Source organism: Streptomyces venezuelae (assembly GCF_008642315.1).
GTDB classification, from domain to species: domain Bacteria; phylum Actinomycetota; class Actinomycetes; order Streptomycetales; family Streptomycetaceae; genus Streptomyces; species Streptomyces venezuelae_D.
The window spans coordinates 831,469-847,286 of sequence record NZ_CP029192.1 but is presented as its reverse complement, the minus strand read 5'-3'; the positions used below and the strand labels follow the sequence as shown (position 1 = coordinate 847,286).

Below are 15,818 nucleotides of genomic sequence, written 5' to 3'. Positions count from 1 at the left end.
ACGGAAGGAGCCACACCAGGCCGTGTCATGCGGGTCTCGCGGAGGATGCGGACGCGGGTCCTACGGCACCACTGTGACCGGCCAGCGGCCCGCCTTCACCAGGCGGACGGCGACCGAGCCCACGATGCGGTGGCCCGCCTGCTCGGAGGCGCCCACGACGACGGCGTCGGCCTTGAGGTCGTCGGCGGCGGTGACCAGACCGGTGTAGGGGTCCCCGCGGAAGGTGTGGAACTCCCAGCGGACGTCGAATATGTCCTTCACCCGCTCGGTCGCGGCCCGGATCTCCGCGATGAGACCCTCGGCGATCTCGTCGGTGGTCTCGGCGACCGGCACCCCGAACGCGGCGCCCGCCGCCATCACCGGCTGGACGTACACGACGGCGAGCAGGGCCCGCTGGCGACGGGCCAGGCCACCGGCATATGCCGCCGCTCTCAGTGAGGAGTCGGAGCCATCTACTCCGGCGACGATCACCTTGGGCCCGTCGGTGCCGCGTTCGAACTGCTGGGACTGGTCTTCACTCACGCCGGAAGATTAGCGGAGGCAGTCATACCGCCCGCGTTCCGGGCGGCCGTGCCCCGTCCCGCCGCGCTCGACCTGCGCGTCGGCACACCTCTTCCTAGAGTCGTGCCATGACGGTCAGCACGGAGGAGCCCGAGGCCAGAGGACGGATACGGGCCCGAGGCGGTTTCCTCGGCCGCGTCCCGGAGGGCTTCGCCGCCTTCTTCGGCGCACTCGGCGTCTTCTGCGCGGTCCTCGCGGTCATCTCGCCGCTGCGCCGCCTCCTCATGCCGGTCGTCCGTGTCCTCGACCTCCTCACGGTCCCGGTCAGCGCGAACCTCGCGTACGCCGTCTTCCTCTTCCTGCTCGCCGCCGCGACGGCCGCCCGCAAGAAGGTCGCCTGGTGGCTCGTCATCAGCTATCTGGGCCTGCTCCTCGCCTTCGACGTGCTCGGCGCGGCCCTCGGCTTCTGGGCGGAGTCGCTGCCCTCCTTCGTGATCTGCGGCGCCGCCTTCGTGCTGCTGATCCTCGCCCGCAAGGAGTTCTCCGCCGACTCCCGGCGCGGCGCCGTCCGGCGGGCCGTCGCGGTCCTCGCCGCGGGACTCGGCATCGCGATCCTGGCCGGCTGGGGCCTGGTCGAGCTGTTCCCCGGCACCCTGGTGCGCGGCGAGCGGCTGCTGTGGGCGGCGAACCGGGTCTGCGGCGGGCTGATCCACGGCCGCGACTACTTCGACGGCACCCCGCCGCGCGGCCTCTACTTCTGGCTCGGCCTGTTCGGCGCCCTCGCCCTGCTGAACGCCGCCGCCACCCTCTTCCGCTCCCAGCGCATGGAAGCCGCCCTGCACGGCGACGAGGAACCCCGCATCCGCGCCCTCCTCGGGGCCTACGGCGCGCAGGACTCCCTCGGCTACTTCGCGACCCGGCGCGACAAGGCCGTCGTCTTCTCGCCGAGCGGCAAGGCCGCCGTCACCTACCGCGTCGAGGCCGGCGTCTGCCTGGCCAGCGGCGACCCCGTCGGCGACCGCGAGGCCTGGCCGCACGCGATCGGCGCCTGGCTGGACGTGGCCCGGCGGTACGCGTGGGCCCCCGCCGTGATGGGCGCGTCCGAGGACGGCGCGACCGCGTACGCCCGCGCAGGGCTCGGCGCGCTGCAACTGGGCGACGAGGCGATCCTGCACGTCGCCGACTTCGACCTGGACGGCCGCGACATGCGCGTCACCCGCCAGGCCGTCAACCGCGTCCGCCGCACCGGCGCCACCGCCCGCATCCGCCGCCACTCCACCCTCACCGACGAGGAAATGGAGGAGATCGTCGACAAGGCCGACGCGTGGCGGGACACCGAGACCGAGCGGGGCTTCTCCATGGCCCTCGACCGCCTCGGCGACCCCGAGGACGGCGACTGCCTCCTCGTCGAGGCCCTGGATGCCGAAGGGAAGCTCCTCGCGCTCCTCTCCCTGGTCCCCTGGGGCAGGGACGGCATCTCCCTGGACCTGATGCGCCGCGACCGCACCGCACCCAACGGCGTCATGGAGTTCATGGTCGCCGAACTGTGCGCGGCCGCTCCCCGCTCCGGGGTGCGCCGCATCTCCCTGAACTTCGCCGTGTTCCGCTCGGTCTTCGAGGAGGGCGGACGCATCGGTGCGGGCCCGGTGCTGCGCCTGTGGCGCAAGCTGCTCCTCTTCTTCTCCAAGTGGTGGCAGCTGGAGGCCCTCTACCGCTCCAACGCCAAGTACCACCCCGAGTGGTACCCGCGCTTCATCTGTTACGGCGACAGCGGCGCCCTCGCCCGCATCAGCCTGGCCTCCGGCATCGCCGAGGGCTTCGTCTCGGTGCCGTCCCTGCGCAAGCTCTGGGGGAAGGGCCACAAGCCCCGGGGCGTCACCCAGCCCACGACCACCGAGGGCCTCCCTTCGATCGCCGCGCTCGGCCTGTCCGGCGCGGACGACGCCACCGACGCGGACCCGGCGTCGAGGCTCCCCGAACAGATCCGCATCCGGCACCGCAAACTCGACCGCCTGCGCGCCGAAGGCGTCGACCCCTACCCCGTGGGCATCCCGCCGCGCACGCACGAACTCACGTCCGTGCACCGCGACATGACGGGTTCCCAGGTCACCGTCGCGGGCCGCGTCATGCTCGTACGCGACTTCGGCGGCATCGTCTTCGTCGTGCTGCGCGACTGGTCCGGCGACCTTCAGCTCGCCCTCACCCGTGACGCCTCGGGACCCGACGTCCTGGACCGCTTCACCGCGGGCACCGACATCGGCGACCACATCACCGCCACCGGCACGGTCGGCACCAGCGACCGGGGCGAGCTCACCGTCTTCGTCACCGACTGGCACCTCACCGGCAAGTGTCTGCGCCCGCTGCCCGACAAGCGCCGCGGCCTGACCGACCCCGAGGCCAAGGTCCGGCGCCGCTACCTCGACCTGGTGGCGAGCCCCGGCGCGCGTGATGTGGTGCGGGCCCGCTCCACCGCCGTCCAGGCGCTGCGGCAGGGCCTGCTGGACCGGGGCTATCTGGAGGTCGAGACGCCGATGCTCCAGCAGATTCACGGTGGCGCCAACGCGCGGCCCTTCACCACCCACATCAACGCCTACGACCTCAATCTGTACCTGCGCATCGCCCCCGAGCTGTATCTGAAGCGGCTGTGCGTGGGCGGCATGGAGAAGGTCTTCGAGATGGGCCGCACCTTCCGCAACGAAGGCGTCTCCTACAAGCACAACCCCGAGTTCACGATGCTGGAGGCCTACCAGGCCTTCGCCGACTACGACGTGATGCTCGACCTGACCCGCGAACTCATCCAGGGCGCCGCGACCGCCGCGTTCGGCCGTCCGGTGGCCCACAAGGACGGCGTCGAGCACGACATCTCCGGGCCCTGGCCGGTCAAGACGGTGTACGGCGCGATCTCCGAGGCGCTGGGCGAGGAGATCGACGCGGACACACCGGTGGAGGCCCTGCGCCGTCACTGTGACCGGGCGGACGTGCCGTACACGACGGATGACGGCCGGGGCGATGTCGTCCTGGAGATGTACGAGCGGCTGGTCGAGGAGAAGACCCAGCTGCCCACCTTCTACAAGGACTTCCCGACCGACGTCTCGCCGCTCACCCGCCAGCACCGCGCCGACCCGCGCCTGGCCGAGCGCTGGGACCTCGTTGCCTTCGGCACGGAACTGGGCACCGCCTACTCGGAGTTGACCGATCCGGTCGAGCAGCGCCGCCGCCTCACCGCGCAGTCGCTGCTGGCCGCCGGGGGCGACCCCGAGGCCATGGAGATCGACGAGGACTTCCTCGACGCCCTGGAGTACGCGATGCCGCCCACCGGAGGCCTCGGCATCGGCGTCGACCGGCTGGTCATGTTCCTCACCGGACTCACCATCCGCGAGACCCTGCCCTTCCCCTTGGTCCGCCGCGTCTGAACGGGTGCTTTCGGGGGCCGCCCCGGTGTTGGTGTCCCGCCCCGGCCTGCCGCCATGCGACGGATTAGTCATGAAAGATGATCAGCTGACGCCAGGGCGGCGGGTCCTGCTCCGCGCCGCCGCGGTCCTCGGCCTGGGCACGACCGCGGCGTGCGGGGGAGCGGAGGGCGCGTCCGCCCCCGGCCCCTCCGCCTCCGCGGGCGGACCCGCCGGGGGCCCGCCCGCGGCACGCCGCCTCAAGCCCTCCGCGTACCGCCTGCAGCCCATCACCGGATACGGCCCTCAACGCGCCGGACGGGCCCTGCCCCAGGTGCGCAAGGCACCGATCCTGCGCATGCCGGGGCGTGAGCGGTCGATGGTGCTTTCGTTCGACGACGGGCCCGACCCGCGCTACACCCCGGACATCCTGCGCACGCTCCGCAAGCACGATGTGCGGGCGATGTTCTTCGTCTGCGGCGAGATGGCCGTCGACAACGCGGACCTGCTGCGCCGGATGGTCGACGACGGCCATGTCATCGGCAACCACACCTGGAGTCACCCGCTGCTGCCCCGCCTCGGCCGGGCGGCGATGCGCGCGGAGATGGAGCGCACCTGCGACGTCATCGAGGAGGCCACCGGAGAGCCTCCCGAGTGGTTCAGGGCCCCCTACGGCGCGTGGAACCGCAACGCCTTCCAACTGGGCGCCGAGCTCGGCATGGAGCCGCTCGCCTGGACCGTCGACACCCTCGACTGGACCGAGCCGGGCGCGGCGACCATCGTGCGGCGCGTCCGGGCCGGCGCGGCGCCCGGCGTCGTGGTGCTCTCGCACGACGCGGGCGGCAACCGCTCGGGCAGCGTCGAGGCGCTGCACGCGTACCTGCCGGAGCTGCTCGACTCCGGCTACCGCCTCACGGTGCCGAGCCGCTACATGTCCTGAGGCCCCGGGTTCCGAGTCCCCGCCCGTCCGGTCGCCCCGCTCAGCGCACGGCGACCAGACGGGCGAACACCACGACGTTCCCGTCGTATCCGGACTGCTTGGAGAAACCGCCGCCGCAGGTGATGACCCGCAATTCGGGAGTTCCGCTGTTCCCGTAGACGCGCTTTCCGGGGAACTTGTTCTTGTCGAAGACCTCGATGCCGTAGATTTCGAAGATCGCCGTCTTCTTGTCGGCGCGGCCGACCTCGATGTGGTTCCCCTTCTTCAGCGAACCGAGGCCGTAGAAGACGGCGGGGCCCCGCTGGTTGTCCACGTGGCCGACCACCACGGCCGTGCCCTTCTCGCCGGGCGACACGGCGCCGGTGAACCAGCCCGCGAGGTTCGGGTCCTCGGGCGGCGGCGCGTCCACCCATCCCTCGGAGTCCAGCCCCACCTGCATGATGGGCGCGTCCACCCGGATGCCCTTGATGCGCACGCGCTCGGCCGGCGAGAACGTGAGCGGCACCGGTGCGGCGGCCCTCGCGTCGGGCGCGCGGTCCGCGGCCGCGGCGGAGGCGGGCTGCGGCGGGCCCACGTCGAATTCCCCGGAACCGTTGCGGATCAGCGCCAGTCCGGTCAGCAGGACAAGCGCCATCACACCCCACGGGGCACGCTTCTTCTGCTTCTCCTCCTCCTGGAAATCCTGCAGGTCCTGGAATTCGAACTCATCGGCCGGATGGGACGAAGGCATGCTCTATCCCCTCTCGAACACGGCGGAGAGCCGTGTCCGTTGCGCGTACCGAAACGCTAAGCGCGGCGCGCGCGGCGTGCGAAAGGGCGGGAGCGAACGGGTGGCACCGGGCGCGGCGTGCGCCATCCGAGTCGCGCCGGACAGGATTTTTCTGACGGTCCGTGACCTGCGGAGATGTCGGGTTGCGCGGACGCGCCCCGGCGTGTCGTCTCACCAGGACGGCCGAGCCCCGACATGCGGGTCCACGCAGGTCATCTGAGGGTCAGTCTGGGAGGCGCTCTCGCCGATCGACCGGGGACGGTATCCCCGGGGCGTCTTCCGCGGAGGATTGCCATGCGTACTTCTCGTATGCGGACCACACGTGCCCTCGCGGTCGCCGCGGCGGCCGTCGGTGCCGTCGGGCTCGCCGCCCCGGCCGCGTCCGCCTGGGCCGACCCGACCAACATCGTGGCGATGCCCAGCGTGATCCCGAGAGGGGGGCATCTGACGGTCACCGTCGACGGGACGTCCTGCCAGACGGCCGGCAGCAAGATCACGTCGCCCGCCTTCCCGGACACGAACCTGCACCCGATCGCGGGTGGTTCGACGGCCAGCGGGACCGCGATCGTCCACAAGCACGCCCGCCCCGGCGCCTACGACATCACGGCCCACTGCGGCGGCAAGACGCTGACCCGTCCGGCCGCCTTCACCGTCATCCACGGCGGAGTCCGCGGTGGCGTCGGCGGCAGCGCGCAGTCGGGCGCGACCGGCACGGACATGGCGATCGGTGGCGCGCTGGTGGCCGCGGCGCTGCTCGGTGGCGGTGTGTTCTGGATGCGCCGCCGCTCGGAGAACAGGATCTGACACGCGGTCCCGTACCGCAGTCGGGCCGGCGCGACCCCCTTCCGCTCCCCGCCCGGCACCACCCTGCTCGCACGGCAGGTGAACGGCGTCGCGCCCCCGGGATCCGGAGACATCCCGGGGGCCGCGCGCTGCCCGGTCCCGATCAGGAGTTGTCCTCGCCGGTGCGCCGACGGGCCTTGTAGTACGCGGTGCCCAGCGTGCCGAGGATCAGGGCGCTGCCGAGGGCGATCTCGTGCAGGTCGAGCCCGCCGAGGCTGCCGCCGATACCGGCCTTGACGCCCTTGTTGTGCTGGTTGTGCTGGTTGTGGTGCGAGTTGTTGTCGGGGCGGCCCGTGGCGATGGTCAGATCGGTCTTGTCGCTGCCGGGGTTGCTGCCGTTGCAGGTGAACGTTACCTCGTACATCGCGCCGGGCTTCGCGTCCCAGAACACGTGGGCGGTGGCGGACTTCTGCCCCTTGGGAATGGTGGTGTCGTCGAAGACGCCCGAGGTGACCTTGGTGTCGCCGTCGTCGCACCCGTCGACGTTGAGGGTGACCTGGCCGCCCGCGGCGACCGTCTTGGGGGTGATGCTGAAGCCGAACGCGGTGACGTTCTCCTCGCCGACGGCGGCAGCGGAAGCGGCCGGTGCGGAGAGGGCCAGCGCGGAAGCGGTGAGCAGAGCGGCCGAAGCGACGCGTATCGCGCGCATGGTGAATCCTCCGGGTCTCCGAGGAGCAGCTGCGGACCTTCTTCCGCTGGCGCCTGGAATGCACCTCGATGCCCGAAACGCTAGGTACGGTCCCGGCGCGCCGCGATCCGTGTCGCGCGAACGGGGCAATCACGTGGGCCGGTCGGGCGAACGGCGCGGCGCGGCGCGGACGACGGGGGCCGGTGGTGTGCGAGGGCGCGTCCGGCGGGGACGGCGGCTCGCGGGCGAGCCTTTCAAGGGTGGCTTCAGGGGGTCAGGCCGGTGCGGGACGCGAGCCACGGGAGCTGCCTCTCCAGACCGGGGCGCCACACCTGCCAGCTGTGCCCGCCGGGCAGCTCGACGAGCTCGACCCGCATCCCCGCCTTCTTCGCCGCCGCGTACACCTTGAGCGCCTGTGGCCGGTACGTCGAGTCGTCGGTCCCCGCGACGACGGCTCCGGAGGTGTCGGGGAACTTCGTCCTCGCGAGCACGTCCATCGGGTTGACCTTCTCGTACGCCGCCTCGTCGCCGCCGAACGCCGCGTCCACGGTCTCCTTGCGGCTCCCGAGGGTCGGCTCGTCCTGGCCGGAGATGTCGAGGAAGGTGCCGTAGCGCCGCGGCGCGTTGACCGCCATCTGCAGGGCGCACGTACCGCCATTGGAGAGGCCGGAGACCGCCCAGTGCGCCCGGTCCTTCGCCGCCTGCAGATGGCTCGCCGCCCAGCCGGGCACGTCGTCGGCGAGATACGTCTGCACGTTGCCGAGCTTGGAGTCCATGCACAGCGGATTGTCGAAGGGGGAACCCAGCGGGTCCACCACCAGGACGACCGGCGCGAGCCCCGCGTGGCGTCCGGCGAAGTCGTCCATCATGTCCGGCAGCTGGCCCGAGGTGATCCAGTCCTGCGGGGAGCCGGGCTGCCCCGCCATGAGGACGAGCACGGGCAGGAGCGGCCGGGGCGAGGCGCGGTAGGCCGGCGGCAGATAGACGTAGGCGTCGCGGGCCTTGAATCCCGACTTCTTGCCCGGGATCGAGACCGTGGAGACGGTGCCCTTGCCGGGCAGCCCGGCCGGCGCCTTCCAGACGTCCGACAGCGCCTTGCCCTCCGGCACGTCGAGCGTCGGTTCGTTCTTGCCCGTCGCGTCCTTGAGGCTGACGGTGTCCTGCGGGCCGAGCATGGTCCGCAGCGTCGGGTAGTTGTCGAAGTGGATGTTGACCTCGGAGAGGCCCAGCACGACGACGAGCACCCCCGAGAGCAGTGCGCCCGCACGCCCGCGCCAGCGGAGCGTGGGCATCCGGAACAGCGCCAGACATACCCCCAGGATCGCCACCCCGAGCCACACGACGACATCACCGGGCAGCTTGTCGGGGAAGGGCTGCCACCAGTCGTCGACGGTCAGCTCGACCAGCAGGGTCAGCAGCGCCGCCGCGGCCACGGCGAGCGGGAGCAGCCGGGTCCACCAGCGGCGGTCGCGGGAGAGGATGAGCGCGGCGAGGGCGAGAGCGCCGAGGATCTTGACGGCGAGCGGAACCGCCCCGTCGACCAGCGACCAGTCCAGCGGCCCGACGGCCATCGGCACCCGCTCCACGCGCGTCCCCGTTCCGTATCTCGCTTCCCAGGAACGATAACAATTGGGGTGAATGCGGCAAATCAGACCGCCGGGTGGCGCGCGTGCCGCGCGGACGGGGGCGTGCCGCGCGGGCGGGGGCGTGTCCGGTGCGGGGCGGCGTGTGTCAGGAGGTGGCTTCAGGCGTGCGGCCATACGTGCGGGCCGCCGCGCCACTCGACGAGGTGCGGGTCGTCGAGCGCGATGTCGGCCTCGCCGAGCCCGGCCCGCCGCAGGAGTTGTGTCAGCTCGTCGTCGCTGCGGGCGACGCCCGCGTCCTGTCCGCGCACAGTGACCTGCCGGCCACCGTCGGCGGCGGGCGGGTGGACGACGATCGGTGATTGCCAGGCCATGGGACCAGAGTGCGCCGTTTCGGGCCGCGGCGCACTGCGGTTCACGGCCATCGCGGGCGATCGGCCACACAACTGAGCCTGTCCAGCGCGGAGTTGGCGGAATTCCGTGAGCCCTGCCGTAGGGTGAGGCCGACCGCACGGTGCGTCGCATTGGGGGGGTGATCGTGAGCCAGGCGTCCCGGGCCGCCGACACGCCCTCCCCGAAGGTCGTGGTGGTCGTCCCCACGTACAACGAGCGGGAGAATCTGCCCCTACTCGTCGGCCTGCTCACCTCGCTCGCCCTGCCGAACCTGCACGTCCTGGTGGTCGACGACGGTTCGCCCGACGGCACCGGCGCCCTCGCGGACCGGATCGCGGCGGAGTCCGCCGGAACCGTCACCGTCCTGCACCGGACGCACAAGGACGGCCTCGGCCGTGCCTACGTGGCCGGAATGACCCGCGCCCTCGCCGACGGCGCGGACGTCGTGGTCCAGATGGACGCGGACCTCTCGCACCCTGCGGAGACGCTCCCGCTGATGGTGCGCACCCTGCTCGCGGGCGGCGACGGCCCGGCCGTCGTGATCGGCTCGCGGTACGTGGCGGGCGGCGCGCTCGCCACCGCCTGGTCCTGGCACCGCAAGGCGCTCTCCGCCTGGGCGAACTTCTACGTCAACGCGGTCCTGCGGCTCGGCGTCAAGGACGCCACGGCCGGGTTCAAGGCGTGGCGCGGCACGGCGCTGGAAGCGATCGACCTGTCCTCGGTGCGGAGCAACGGCTACTCCTTCCAGGTCGAGATGAACCACCGCGTGATCCGACGCGGCCTGCACATCGTCGAGGTGCCGATCACCTTCGAGGAGCGCGTCAACGGCGAGTCGAAACTCAGCCTGCGCGTGCAGGCCGAGTCGGCGATCACCCCGTGGAGACTGCGGTTCGGCCGCAAGAGCGCGGGGAGTTGAGGTCTCTCCGCGCCCTTGCGGCCGGCCGGGTCAGCCCCCGAGGCCGGGGAAGAGCGCCTTGAACGGCTCCGCCGTCGCCGCGATGCCCCGGCTGTAGGGGGCGTCGAAGTCCCAGATGAGGAAGAGCAGGAAGGCGAAGAGGGCGGAGAACAGTCCGGCGAGGACCAGTTCGCGCGGCGTGCGGCGGATCTGCAGGGCGAAGATCATGCCGATGGTGACGAGGCCGCCCGTGATCAGGCCGAACCAGACCACACCGGGCATCGTCGCGCCGACGCTGTCGGCACGGGCGCTGCGCGCGTCGTCGGCGGCCGCCACCGAGTCGACCAGCGGCTGGTACGCCTGCGCCTCGAAGTCCGACTTCGGTTCGTAGTCGGTCACGTCATGACGTACGCGCGACAGGAGCTCCGCGCCCCGGTCGGTGAGCTCCCCCTTGGACTTCATCGCGTCCCACTCCGTGGTCACGACATGGCTGACATAGGTGTGGACGTCGTCCCGAATGCGCTCCCGCACATCCTCCGGATAGATCCGGGCACGCTCCGAGACCTCGTGCAACGACTGCGCCTCGACGCGGACGTGTTCCTGGGCGGCGCCGCGTGCCTCCCAGACACCCGCGATGGCCAGGCCCAACACGATGGCGTACACGACACCGATCATCATCGTCATGTACTCGATGACGTCCGGTGTCTCCGAGGCGTCGTAGTCCGCGCCGGTCCTCCGGTGCCGCAGCAGGGTCACGATGAGCACGACACCGCAAGCGGCCACCATCGCGAGGGTGAGAACAAGCCATTCCGACATGAATTCCTCCGGCGGTCAGCGCGGGCGCAGCGCGGCGACGGCGAGCACCGCGGGTGCCGTGACGAGCAGGGTGAGCGAGACGAGGGACGGGCCGTGGCGCGGCGGCCGCTTACGAGGCGGAGCGTGGTACTCCGGATATGTGACGGGCTTGGGCTCGGCCTTGGGCGGCTTCGGCGGGCGGGCGGAGGGCTTGGGTTTGGGCTTCGGCGCGGGGGCCGGTGCCGCGGCCTGCCTGGGAGGCGGAGGCGGTGGCGGTGGCGCCGCGGGGCGGACGGACGGCTCGGGCGGTGCGGGAGCCGGGGGCGGCGGGGGCGGTTCCGGGGCGGGCGGCTTGGGCGGCGGAGGCGGAGGCGGTGGTTCCGGGGGTGGGGGCGGAGGGGGCGGTTTCGGGGGATGGATGGGCCCGGCATGGCAGTCGGCGCCGTCGCCCGCGACGGCCACCGTGCCGCCACCCGTGGCGCCCTGGTCCACCGACGCGTAGGCACAGGCGTCGGCGGACGCCGAGCCGACGGCCGACGACGCGCCGAGCAGCAGGGCGAGCGCGACGAGCGCCAACACGCGTGTGACGAGGGGCGACAAGGCTCGCGGAGTTCCGTGCACGACGAGGAGCATGAGCCCCGCGCACGCCCGCTACGCCATCCGAGCCACCGAATGACCCGAAGGGAGGACGCGTGGGCGTCAGGTGTTTGACGCGGGGCGCGCGGGGCCCGGCTGGTGTTCGAACAGGGCCCGCGCGACGAGCCCGCACCCACCGCACCGGCCCCACGCACCGCACCCGCGCCACCCGCGCCGCGCAAAGAATCTTGTACCGCGGTTGAACGCGCCGCCCGGCCCGCCCCGTACCTAGGGCCATGTTGTGGCGCAACCGGGCGTCACGACACCTCTGCGGACAGTGGGAGTCAACGATGCTGTATCCAAGTGGGGGTTCCCCCAGGGCCTGGCGGAGCGCCTCGCTCGTGGCGACAGCCGCGGCCCTGCTGGCGCTGACGACGGCGTGCGGCCAGGAGAAGGGGGACCAGTCCCCGAACGGGCAGAACGTGGGCAACGAAGCGCCGGCGAAGGGCGACGGCTACGGCGGTTACGGAGACGACTCCGGCGCCGCGGACAAGGGCGCGGGCGCCAAGGCGAAGGCGGCCGGGCAACTCGCGGTGTGGGACAGCAAGAAGCTCGGGAAGGTCGTCACCGACAGTGAGGGCCGCACCCTGTACCGCTTCGACAAGGACACCGCCCAGCCGCCCGAGTCCAACTGCGACGCCGCCTGCCTCAAGGCGTGGCCCGCCGTCGCCGCCGACGGCGCCAAGGCCGCCCCCGGCGTCGACGAATCCCTGCTCGGCGAGGTCACCGCCGCCGACGGCACCAAGCAGCTGACCATCGACGGCTGGCCGATGTACCGGTACGCGCAGGACGCCGAGGCGGGCGACGCCAAGGGTCAGGGCGTCGGAGGCACTTGGTACGCGGCCGCCCCGGACGGCAAGAAGGCGGCGCCCGCCGCGGCCGAAACCGCCCCCGTGGACCCCGCGGGCCTGTCCACCCGCAAGGACCCGAAGCTCGGCGAGATCGTCGTCGACAAGAACGGCATGACGGTCTACCGCTTCACCAAGGACTCCGCCTGGCCGATGAAGTCCGCCTGCACCGGCGCCTGCCTCGACAAGTGGCCCGTGGTGGCGCCCGTGGACAAGAACGACACTCGAGGAATCCTCAAGAAGGGCTTCACCGTGTTCGACCGGCCGGACGGCGCGAAACAGCAGACGATCGACTGCTGGCCGCTGTACACCTTCTCCGGCGACAAGAAGCCCGGAGACACCAACGGGCAGGGCGTGGGCGGCACTTGGTACGCGGCGAGCCCCCAGGGCAAGCCCGTGGGCGCCTCCAAGTAGCCCGGCACGGCGCACGGACAGACCGGCCCGTCCCCTCCCATATCACAGGGAGGAGGCGGGCCGGTCGACGGTGTGGGACACGGCACTTGCCAAAGGCAGTGACCGAGAACGGACGGCCAATTTCCGTTTTGACTCGCTCCCTTGGCAGACGATCAGTAGCCTCACCCTCGAACACCGGATCGCCTGCGCCGTCCCCCTACGCCTTGGAGTCTTGATGGAGCGTCCCGCCTGGGCACCGCCCGGCATCGACCTCTCGATGCCCAGCGTCTCCCGCATCTACGACTACTACCTGGGCGGCTCGCACAACTTCGAGGTGGACCGGGAGGCGGCCCGCAGGGCGATGGAGTTCATGCCGGGGCTCCCGAAGATCATGCAGGCGAACCGCGCCTTCATGCGCCGGGCGGTGCACCACGCCGTGCGCGAGGGCGTCACCCAGTTCCTCGACATCGGCTCCGGGATCCCGACGTTCGGCAACGTCCACGAGGTGGCGCAGCAGGCCAGCCCCGAGGCCGCCGTCGTCTACGTGGACCACGACCCGGTGGCCGTCGCGCACAGCCGCGCCGTGCTGGAGGGCACCGAGCGCACTGCCGCCGCCTTCGCGGACCTGCGCAAGCCCCGGGACATTCTGGGCAGTTCGGAGGTCACATCGGTCCTCGACCTGGACCGTCCGGTGGCTCTTCTCCTCGTCGCCGTCCTCCACTTCGTCGAGGACGCGTACGATCCTTACGCGGCGGTCGCCGAACTGCGGGACGCACTCGCGCCCGGCAGCCTCGTCGTCCTCAGTCACGCCTCGTACGAAGGGATCCCCGTTCCCCCCGAGCAAGCCGGCCGGACGGTCGGTGTATACAAGGACATCCGCAATCCACTGATCATGCGCTCGCGCGACGAGATCGCGCGGTTCTTCGAGGGATACGACATGGTGGAACCCGGCCTGGTGCCGATGCCGCACTGGCGGCCCGACACGGCGCCCGAGGAGGAGGATCCGTACTCCTTCTCGGGATACGCGGGCGTGGGACGGAAGCGTTGAGCGGCGAGCAGGACGGACCCGAGGGCAGACTGCGCCGGTTCGCCACTATCTGGAGCCGTGCGATCTTTCCCGTGACGGCCACCTCGCTGACCCGTCCCGAATTCGAACAGCAACTGGTGCCGCTCGCCAGGCGGTTGAGTGACGCGCTCCAGGAGCGGGTCTTCGACGCGGCGGAGAGCCAGGCCGTCGGCGCCGCGCTCATCGGCACGCACTGCACGGACCCCGAGGCGCTCAGCCGCACGCTCGACTGCGTCGACGCCTACCTGGTCCTGTACTGCGGCGGCGACGGACCGCGCGAAGAGCTGCGGGCCCGCTCCGCCCGGATCCAGCACGCCATGGCCGCGGGCTTCGCCCAGGCCCTGCGCGAGCGCACCCTCGCCGAGCAGGAGGCCATCTCCCGGGCCGCGCTGAACGCGCGCAGCGCCGTCGCGGAGGCCCTGCACGCCAGCGAGGCACGCTTCCGCGCCGTCTTCCAGGGCGCCGCCATCGGCATCGGCATCGCCGACCTCGACGGCATGGTCCTCGAGGTCAACGACGCGCTGATCCGTATGTTCGGCGGCCTGGAACACCAGCTCCGCGGACGCAACGTCGGGGAGTGGACCCACCCCGACGACTCGCCGCACGTCTGGAAGCTCTACGAGGAGCTGGTGCGCGGCGAGCGGGAGCACTACCGCGTGGAGAAGGCTTTCTACCGCCCCGACGGCACGGTCCTGTGGACCAACCTCACGGTGTCGCTGCTGCGCGACGCGGACGGGGTGCCGCAGTACCAGCTGGCGCTGATGGAGGACACCACCGAGCGCAGGCTGCTCAACCTCCGCCTGCGGTACGAGGCGACCCACGACGCACTCACCGGGCTGCCCAACCGCACCCTGTTCTTCGAGCGCCTGGACAAGGCGCTCTCCGCGGGTCAGAACGCCCGGTTCGGGCTCTGCTACCTCGACCTCGACGGCTTCAAGACCGTCAACGACAGCCTCGGGCACGCCGCCGGCGACCGGCTGCTCGTCGAGGTCGCCGACCGGCTGCAGTCCTGCGCGACGGCACCCGGCGAGATGGTGGCCCGGCTGGGCGGCGACGAGTTCGTGGCGCTCACCACGGGTCCCGACACCGAGACCGAGGTGGACGAACTCGCCGGGCGCATCATGCACGCCCTGGCCACCCCGATCCGCGTCGACGGGCGTGAACTGACCGTGCGCGGCAGCATCGGCATCGTGGAGGGCCCGGCCGGTGAGCGCGGCGCGGCGGAGGTCCTGCGCAGCGCCGACATCACGATGTACCGGGCCAAGTCGGCGGGCGGCAACCGCTACGAACTCGCCGACCCCGAGGCCGATGCCCGCGCCATCACCCGGCACGGCCTCACCACCGCGCTGCCCGCCGCGCTGGAGCGCGGCGAGTTCTTCATCGAGTACCAGCCGCTCGTCCACCTCGGCGACGGCAGCGTGCGCGGCGCCGAGGCGCTGGTGCGGTGGCTGCACCCGCAGCACGGCATCATCGGCCCGGACCGCTTCATCCCGCTCGCCGAGCACACCGGCCTGATCGTGCCGCTCGGCCGCTGGGTCCTGGAGGAGTCCGTCCGCCAGGCCCGCCGCTGGGAGGCACGCCACAGCGAGGCCGGCCCGCTGCGCGTCAACGTCAACCTGTCGCCGATGCAGCTGACCCACCCCGGCCTGGTCTCCGACACGGTCGACATCCTGGAGCGCGAGGGGCTCGAACCGGGCGCCCTGTGCCTCGAGGTCACGGAGTCCGCGCTGATAGGAGCCGACGACGACCTGCTCAAGCCGTTGCGCAGGCTCGCCGAGATGGGCGTGGACATCGCCCTCGACGACTTCGGCACGGGCTACTCCAACCTCGCCAACCTGCGCCGCCTGCCGGTGAGCGTCCTCAAGCTGGACCGCTCGTTCACCCAGGGCATGCAGCACTTCCCCGCCGACCCGGTCGACCTCAAGATCGTCGAGGGGATCGTGGCGCTCGCCCACAGCCTCGACCTGGCGGTCACCGTCGAGGGCGTGGAGACGGGCGCCCAGGCGGACCAGCTGCGGGAGCTCGGCTGCGACACGGCACAGGGCTGGTACTACGCCCGCCCGGGCCCGCCGGACCGGCTCCACGAACTGGCACTCGCGGACGCGACGGGCTGAGCGGTGAGGACGAACGCGCCGATCA

14 protein-coding genes are annotated in these 15,818 nt (G+C 71.8%); 7 read left to right on the top strand and 7 right to left on the bottom strand.

The annotated features are described in order from the left end of the window. Positions 1-60: 60 nt before the first annotated feature. On the bottom strand, positions 61-522 hold the full coding sequence (locus DEJ48_RS03670; protein ID WP_150214408.1) for a universal stress protein: 462 nt from the start codon (positions 520-522) through the stop codon (positions 61-63). A gap of 107 nt (positions 523-629) precedes the next feature. Here DEJ48_RS03670 and lysX point away from each other — a divergent pair, with 107 nt between their 5' ends. Together lysX and DEJ48_RS03660 are read left to right on the top strand one after the other, a co-directional pair. After that, complete coding sequence (gene lysX / locus DEJ48_RS03665) at positions 630-3,914, top strand: bifunctional lysylphosphatidylglycerol synthetase/lysine--tRNA ligase LysX (protein ID WP_150214406.1); 3,285 nt, start codon at positions 630-632, stop codon at positions 3,912-3,914. A gap of 70 nt (positions 3,915-3,984) precedes the next feature. Then, entirely contained in the window at positions 3,985-4,830 is an 846-nt protein-coding gene (locus DEJ48_RS03660; RefSeq protein ID WP_150214404.1) for a polysaccharide deacetylase family protein, read from the top strand. Positions 4,831-4,870: 40 nt separating this feature from the next. Here DEJ48_RS03660 and DEJ48_RS03655 read toward each other — a convergent pair whose 3' ends face one another. Next, complete coding sequence (locus DEJ48_RS03655; protein WP_150214402.1) at positions 4,871-5,560, bottom strand: class F sortase; 690 nt, start codon at positions 5,558-5,560, stop codon at positions 4,871-4,873. Positions 5,561-5,908: 348 nt separating this feature from the next. Between DEJ48_RS03655 and DEJ48_RS03650 the strand changes: the two genes are divergently transcribed. After that, positions 5,909-6,403 (top strand): LPXTG cell wall anchor domain-containing protein, encoded by a 495-nt coding sequence (locus DEJ48_RS03650; RefSeq protein WP_150220933.1) that lies wholly within the window; start codon positions 5,909-5,911, stop codon positions 6,401-6,403. 142 nt (positions 6,404-6,545) lie between these two features. Here the strand turns inward: DEJ48_RS03650 and DEJ48_RS03645 are convergent, their stop codons facing one another. The 3 genes from DEJ48_RS03645 to DEJ48_RS03635 all read right to left on the bottom strand — a co-directional run bounded on the left by DEJ48_RS03645 (position 6,546) and on the right by DEJ48_RS03635 (position 9,027). Further along, a complete protein-coding gene (locus DEJ48_RS03645; RefSeq protein ID WP_150214400.1) occupies positions 6,546-7,091 on the bottom strand; it encodes a hypothetical protein in 546 nt (181 codons plus the stop codon). Between the two features lie 245 nt (positions 7,092-7,336). Beyond that, positions 7,337-8,641, bottom strand: coding sequence for an alpha/beta hydrolase (locus tag DEJ48_RS03640; RefSeq protein WP_150214398.1), 1,305 nt, complete (start codon positions 8,639-8,641; stop codon positions 7,337-7,339). Between the two features lie 173 nt (positions 8,642-8,814). Next, complete coding sequence (locus tag DEJ48_RS03635) at positions 8,815-9,027, bottom strand: hypothetical protein (protein WP_150214396.1); 213 nt, start codon at positions 9,025-9,027, stop codon at positions 8,815-8,817. A gap of 164 nt (positions 9,028-9,191) precedes the next feature. Between DEJ48_RS03635 and DEJ48_RS03630 the strand changes: the two genes are divergently transcribed. Further along, entirely contained in the window at positions 9,192-9,962 is a 771-nt protein-coding gene (locus tag DEJ48_RS03630; RefSeq protein WP_150214394.1) for a polyprenol monophosphomannose synthase, read from the top strand. A 30-nt stretch (positions 9,963-9,992) separates the two neighbouring features. Here the strand turns inward: DEJ48_RS03630 and DEJ48_RS03625 are convergent, their stop codons facing one another. Further along, the gene (locus DEJ48_RS03625; protein ID WP_150214392.1) at positions 9,993-10,757 is read right to left on the bottom strand and encodes a DUF4239 domain-containing protein; all 765 of its coding nucleotides are present in this window, start codon (positions 10,755-10,757) and stop codon (positions 9,993-9,995) included. 15 nt (positions 10,758-10,772) lie between these two features. Then, a complete protein-coding gene (locus DEJ48_RS39605) occupies positions 10,773-11,336 on the bottom strand; it encodes a hypothetical protein (RefSeq protein ID WP_223831877.1) in 564 nt (187 codons plus the stop codon). Between the two features lie 326 nt (positions 11,337-11,662). Between DEJ48_RS39605 and DEJ48_RS03615 the strand changes: the two genes are divergently transcribed. The 3 genes from DEJ48_RS03615 to DEJ48_RS03605 all read left to right on the top strand — a co-directional run bounded on the left by DEJ48_RS03615 (position 11,663) and on the right by DEJ48_RS03605 (position 15,793). After that, complete coding sequence (locus DEJ48_RS03615) at positions 11,663-12,634, top strand: SCO0930 family lipoprotein (protein ID WP_150214390.1); 972 nt, start codon at positions 11,663-11,665, stop codon at positions 12,632-12,634. 214 nt (positions 12,635-12,848) lie between these two features. Next, positions 12,849-13,661: an SAM-dependent methyltransferase gene (locus DEJ48_RS03610; protein WP_150214388.1), complete on the top strand. Its 813-nt coding sequence runs from the start codon at positions 12,849-12,851 to the stop codon at positions 13,659-13,661. Beyond that, positions 13,658-15,793, top strand: a complete 2,136-nt coding sequence (locus tag DEJ48_RS03605; protein WP_150214386.1) for a putative bifunctional diguanylate cyclase/phosphodiesterase — start codon at positions 13,658-13,660, stop codon at positions 15,791-15,793. The genes DEJ48_RS03610 and DEJ48_RS03605 overlap by 4 nt, the downstream gene beginning before the upstream one ends. Positions 15,794-15,818: the final 25 nt, after the last annotated feature.

What these genes read in the sequence shown, in the direction of transcription:
- lysX (WP_150214406.1), top strand. Translation starts at nt 630, where the DNA reads ATGACGGTCAGCACGGAGGAGCCCGAGGCCAGAGGACGGATACGGGCC.
- DEJ48_RS03660 (WP_150214404.1), top strand. Translation starts at nt 3,985, where the DNA reads ATGAAAGATGATCAGCTGACGCCAGGGCGGCGGGTCCTGCTCCGCGCC.
- DEJ48_RS03615 (WP_150214390.1), top strand. Translation starts at nt 11,663, where the DNA reads ATGCTGTATCCAAGTGGGGGTTCCCCCAGGGCCTGGCGGAGCGCCTCG.
- DEJ48_RS03610 (WP_150214388.1), top strand. Translation starts at nt 12,849, where the DNA reads ATGGAGCGTCCCGCCTGGGCACCGCCCGGCATCGACCTCTCGATGCCC.
- DEJ48_RS03635 (WP_150214396.1), bottom strand. Translation starts at nt 9,027, where the DNA reads ATGGCCTGGCAATCACCGATCGTCGTCCACCCGCCCGCCGCCGACGGT.
- DEJ48_RS03645 (WP_150214400.1), bottom strand. Translation starts at nt 7,091, where the DNA reads ATGCGCGCGATACGCGTCGCTTCGGCCGCTCTGCTCACCGCTTCCGCG.
- DEJ48_RS03625 (WP_150214392.1), bottom strand. Translation starts at nt 10,757, where the DNA reads ATGTCGGAATGGCTTGTTCTCACCCTCGCGATGGTGGCCGCTTGCGGT.
- DEJ48_RS03655 (WP_150214402.1), bottom strand. Translation starts at nt 5,560, where the DNA reads ATGCCTTCGTCCCATCCGGCCGATGAGTTCGAATTCCAGGACCTGCAG.
- DEJ48_RS03640 (WP_150214398.1), bottom strand. Translation starts at nt 8,641, where the DNA reads ATGGCCGTCGGGCCGCTGGACTGGTCGCTGGTCGACGGGGCGGTTCCG.
- DEJ48_RS03650 (WP_150220933.1), top strand. Translation starts at nt 5,909, where the DNA reads ATGCGGACCACACGTGCCCTCGCGGTCGCCGCGGCGGCCGTCGGTGCC.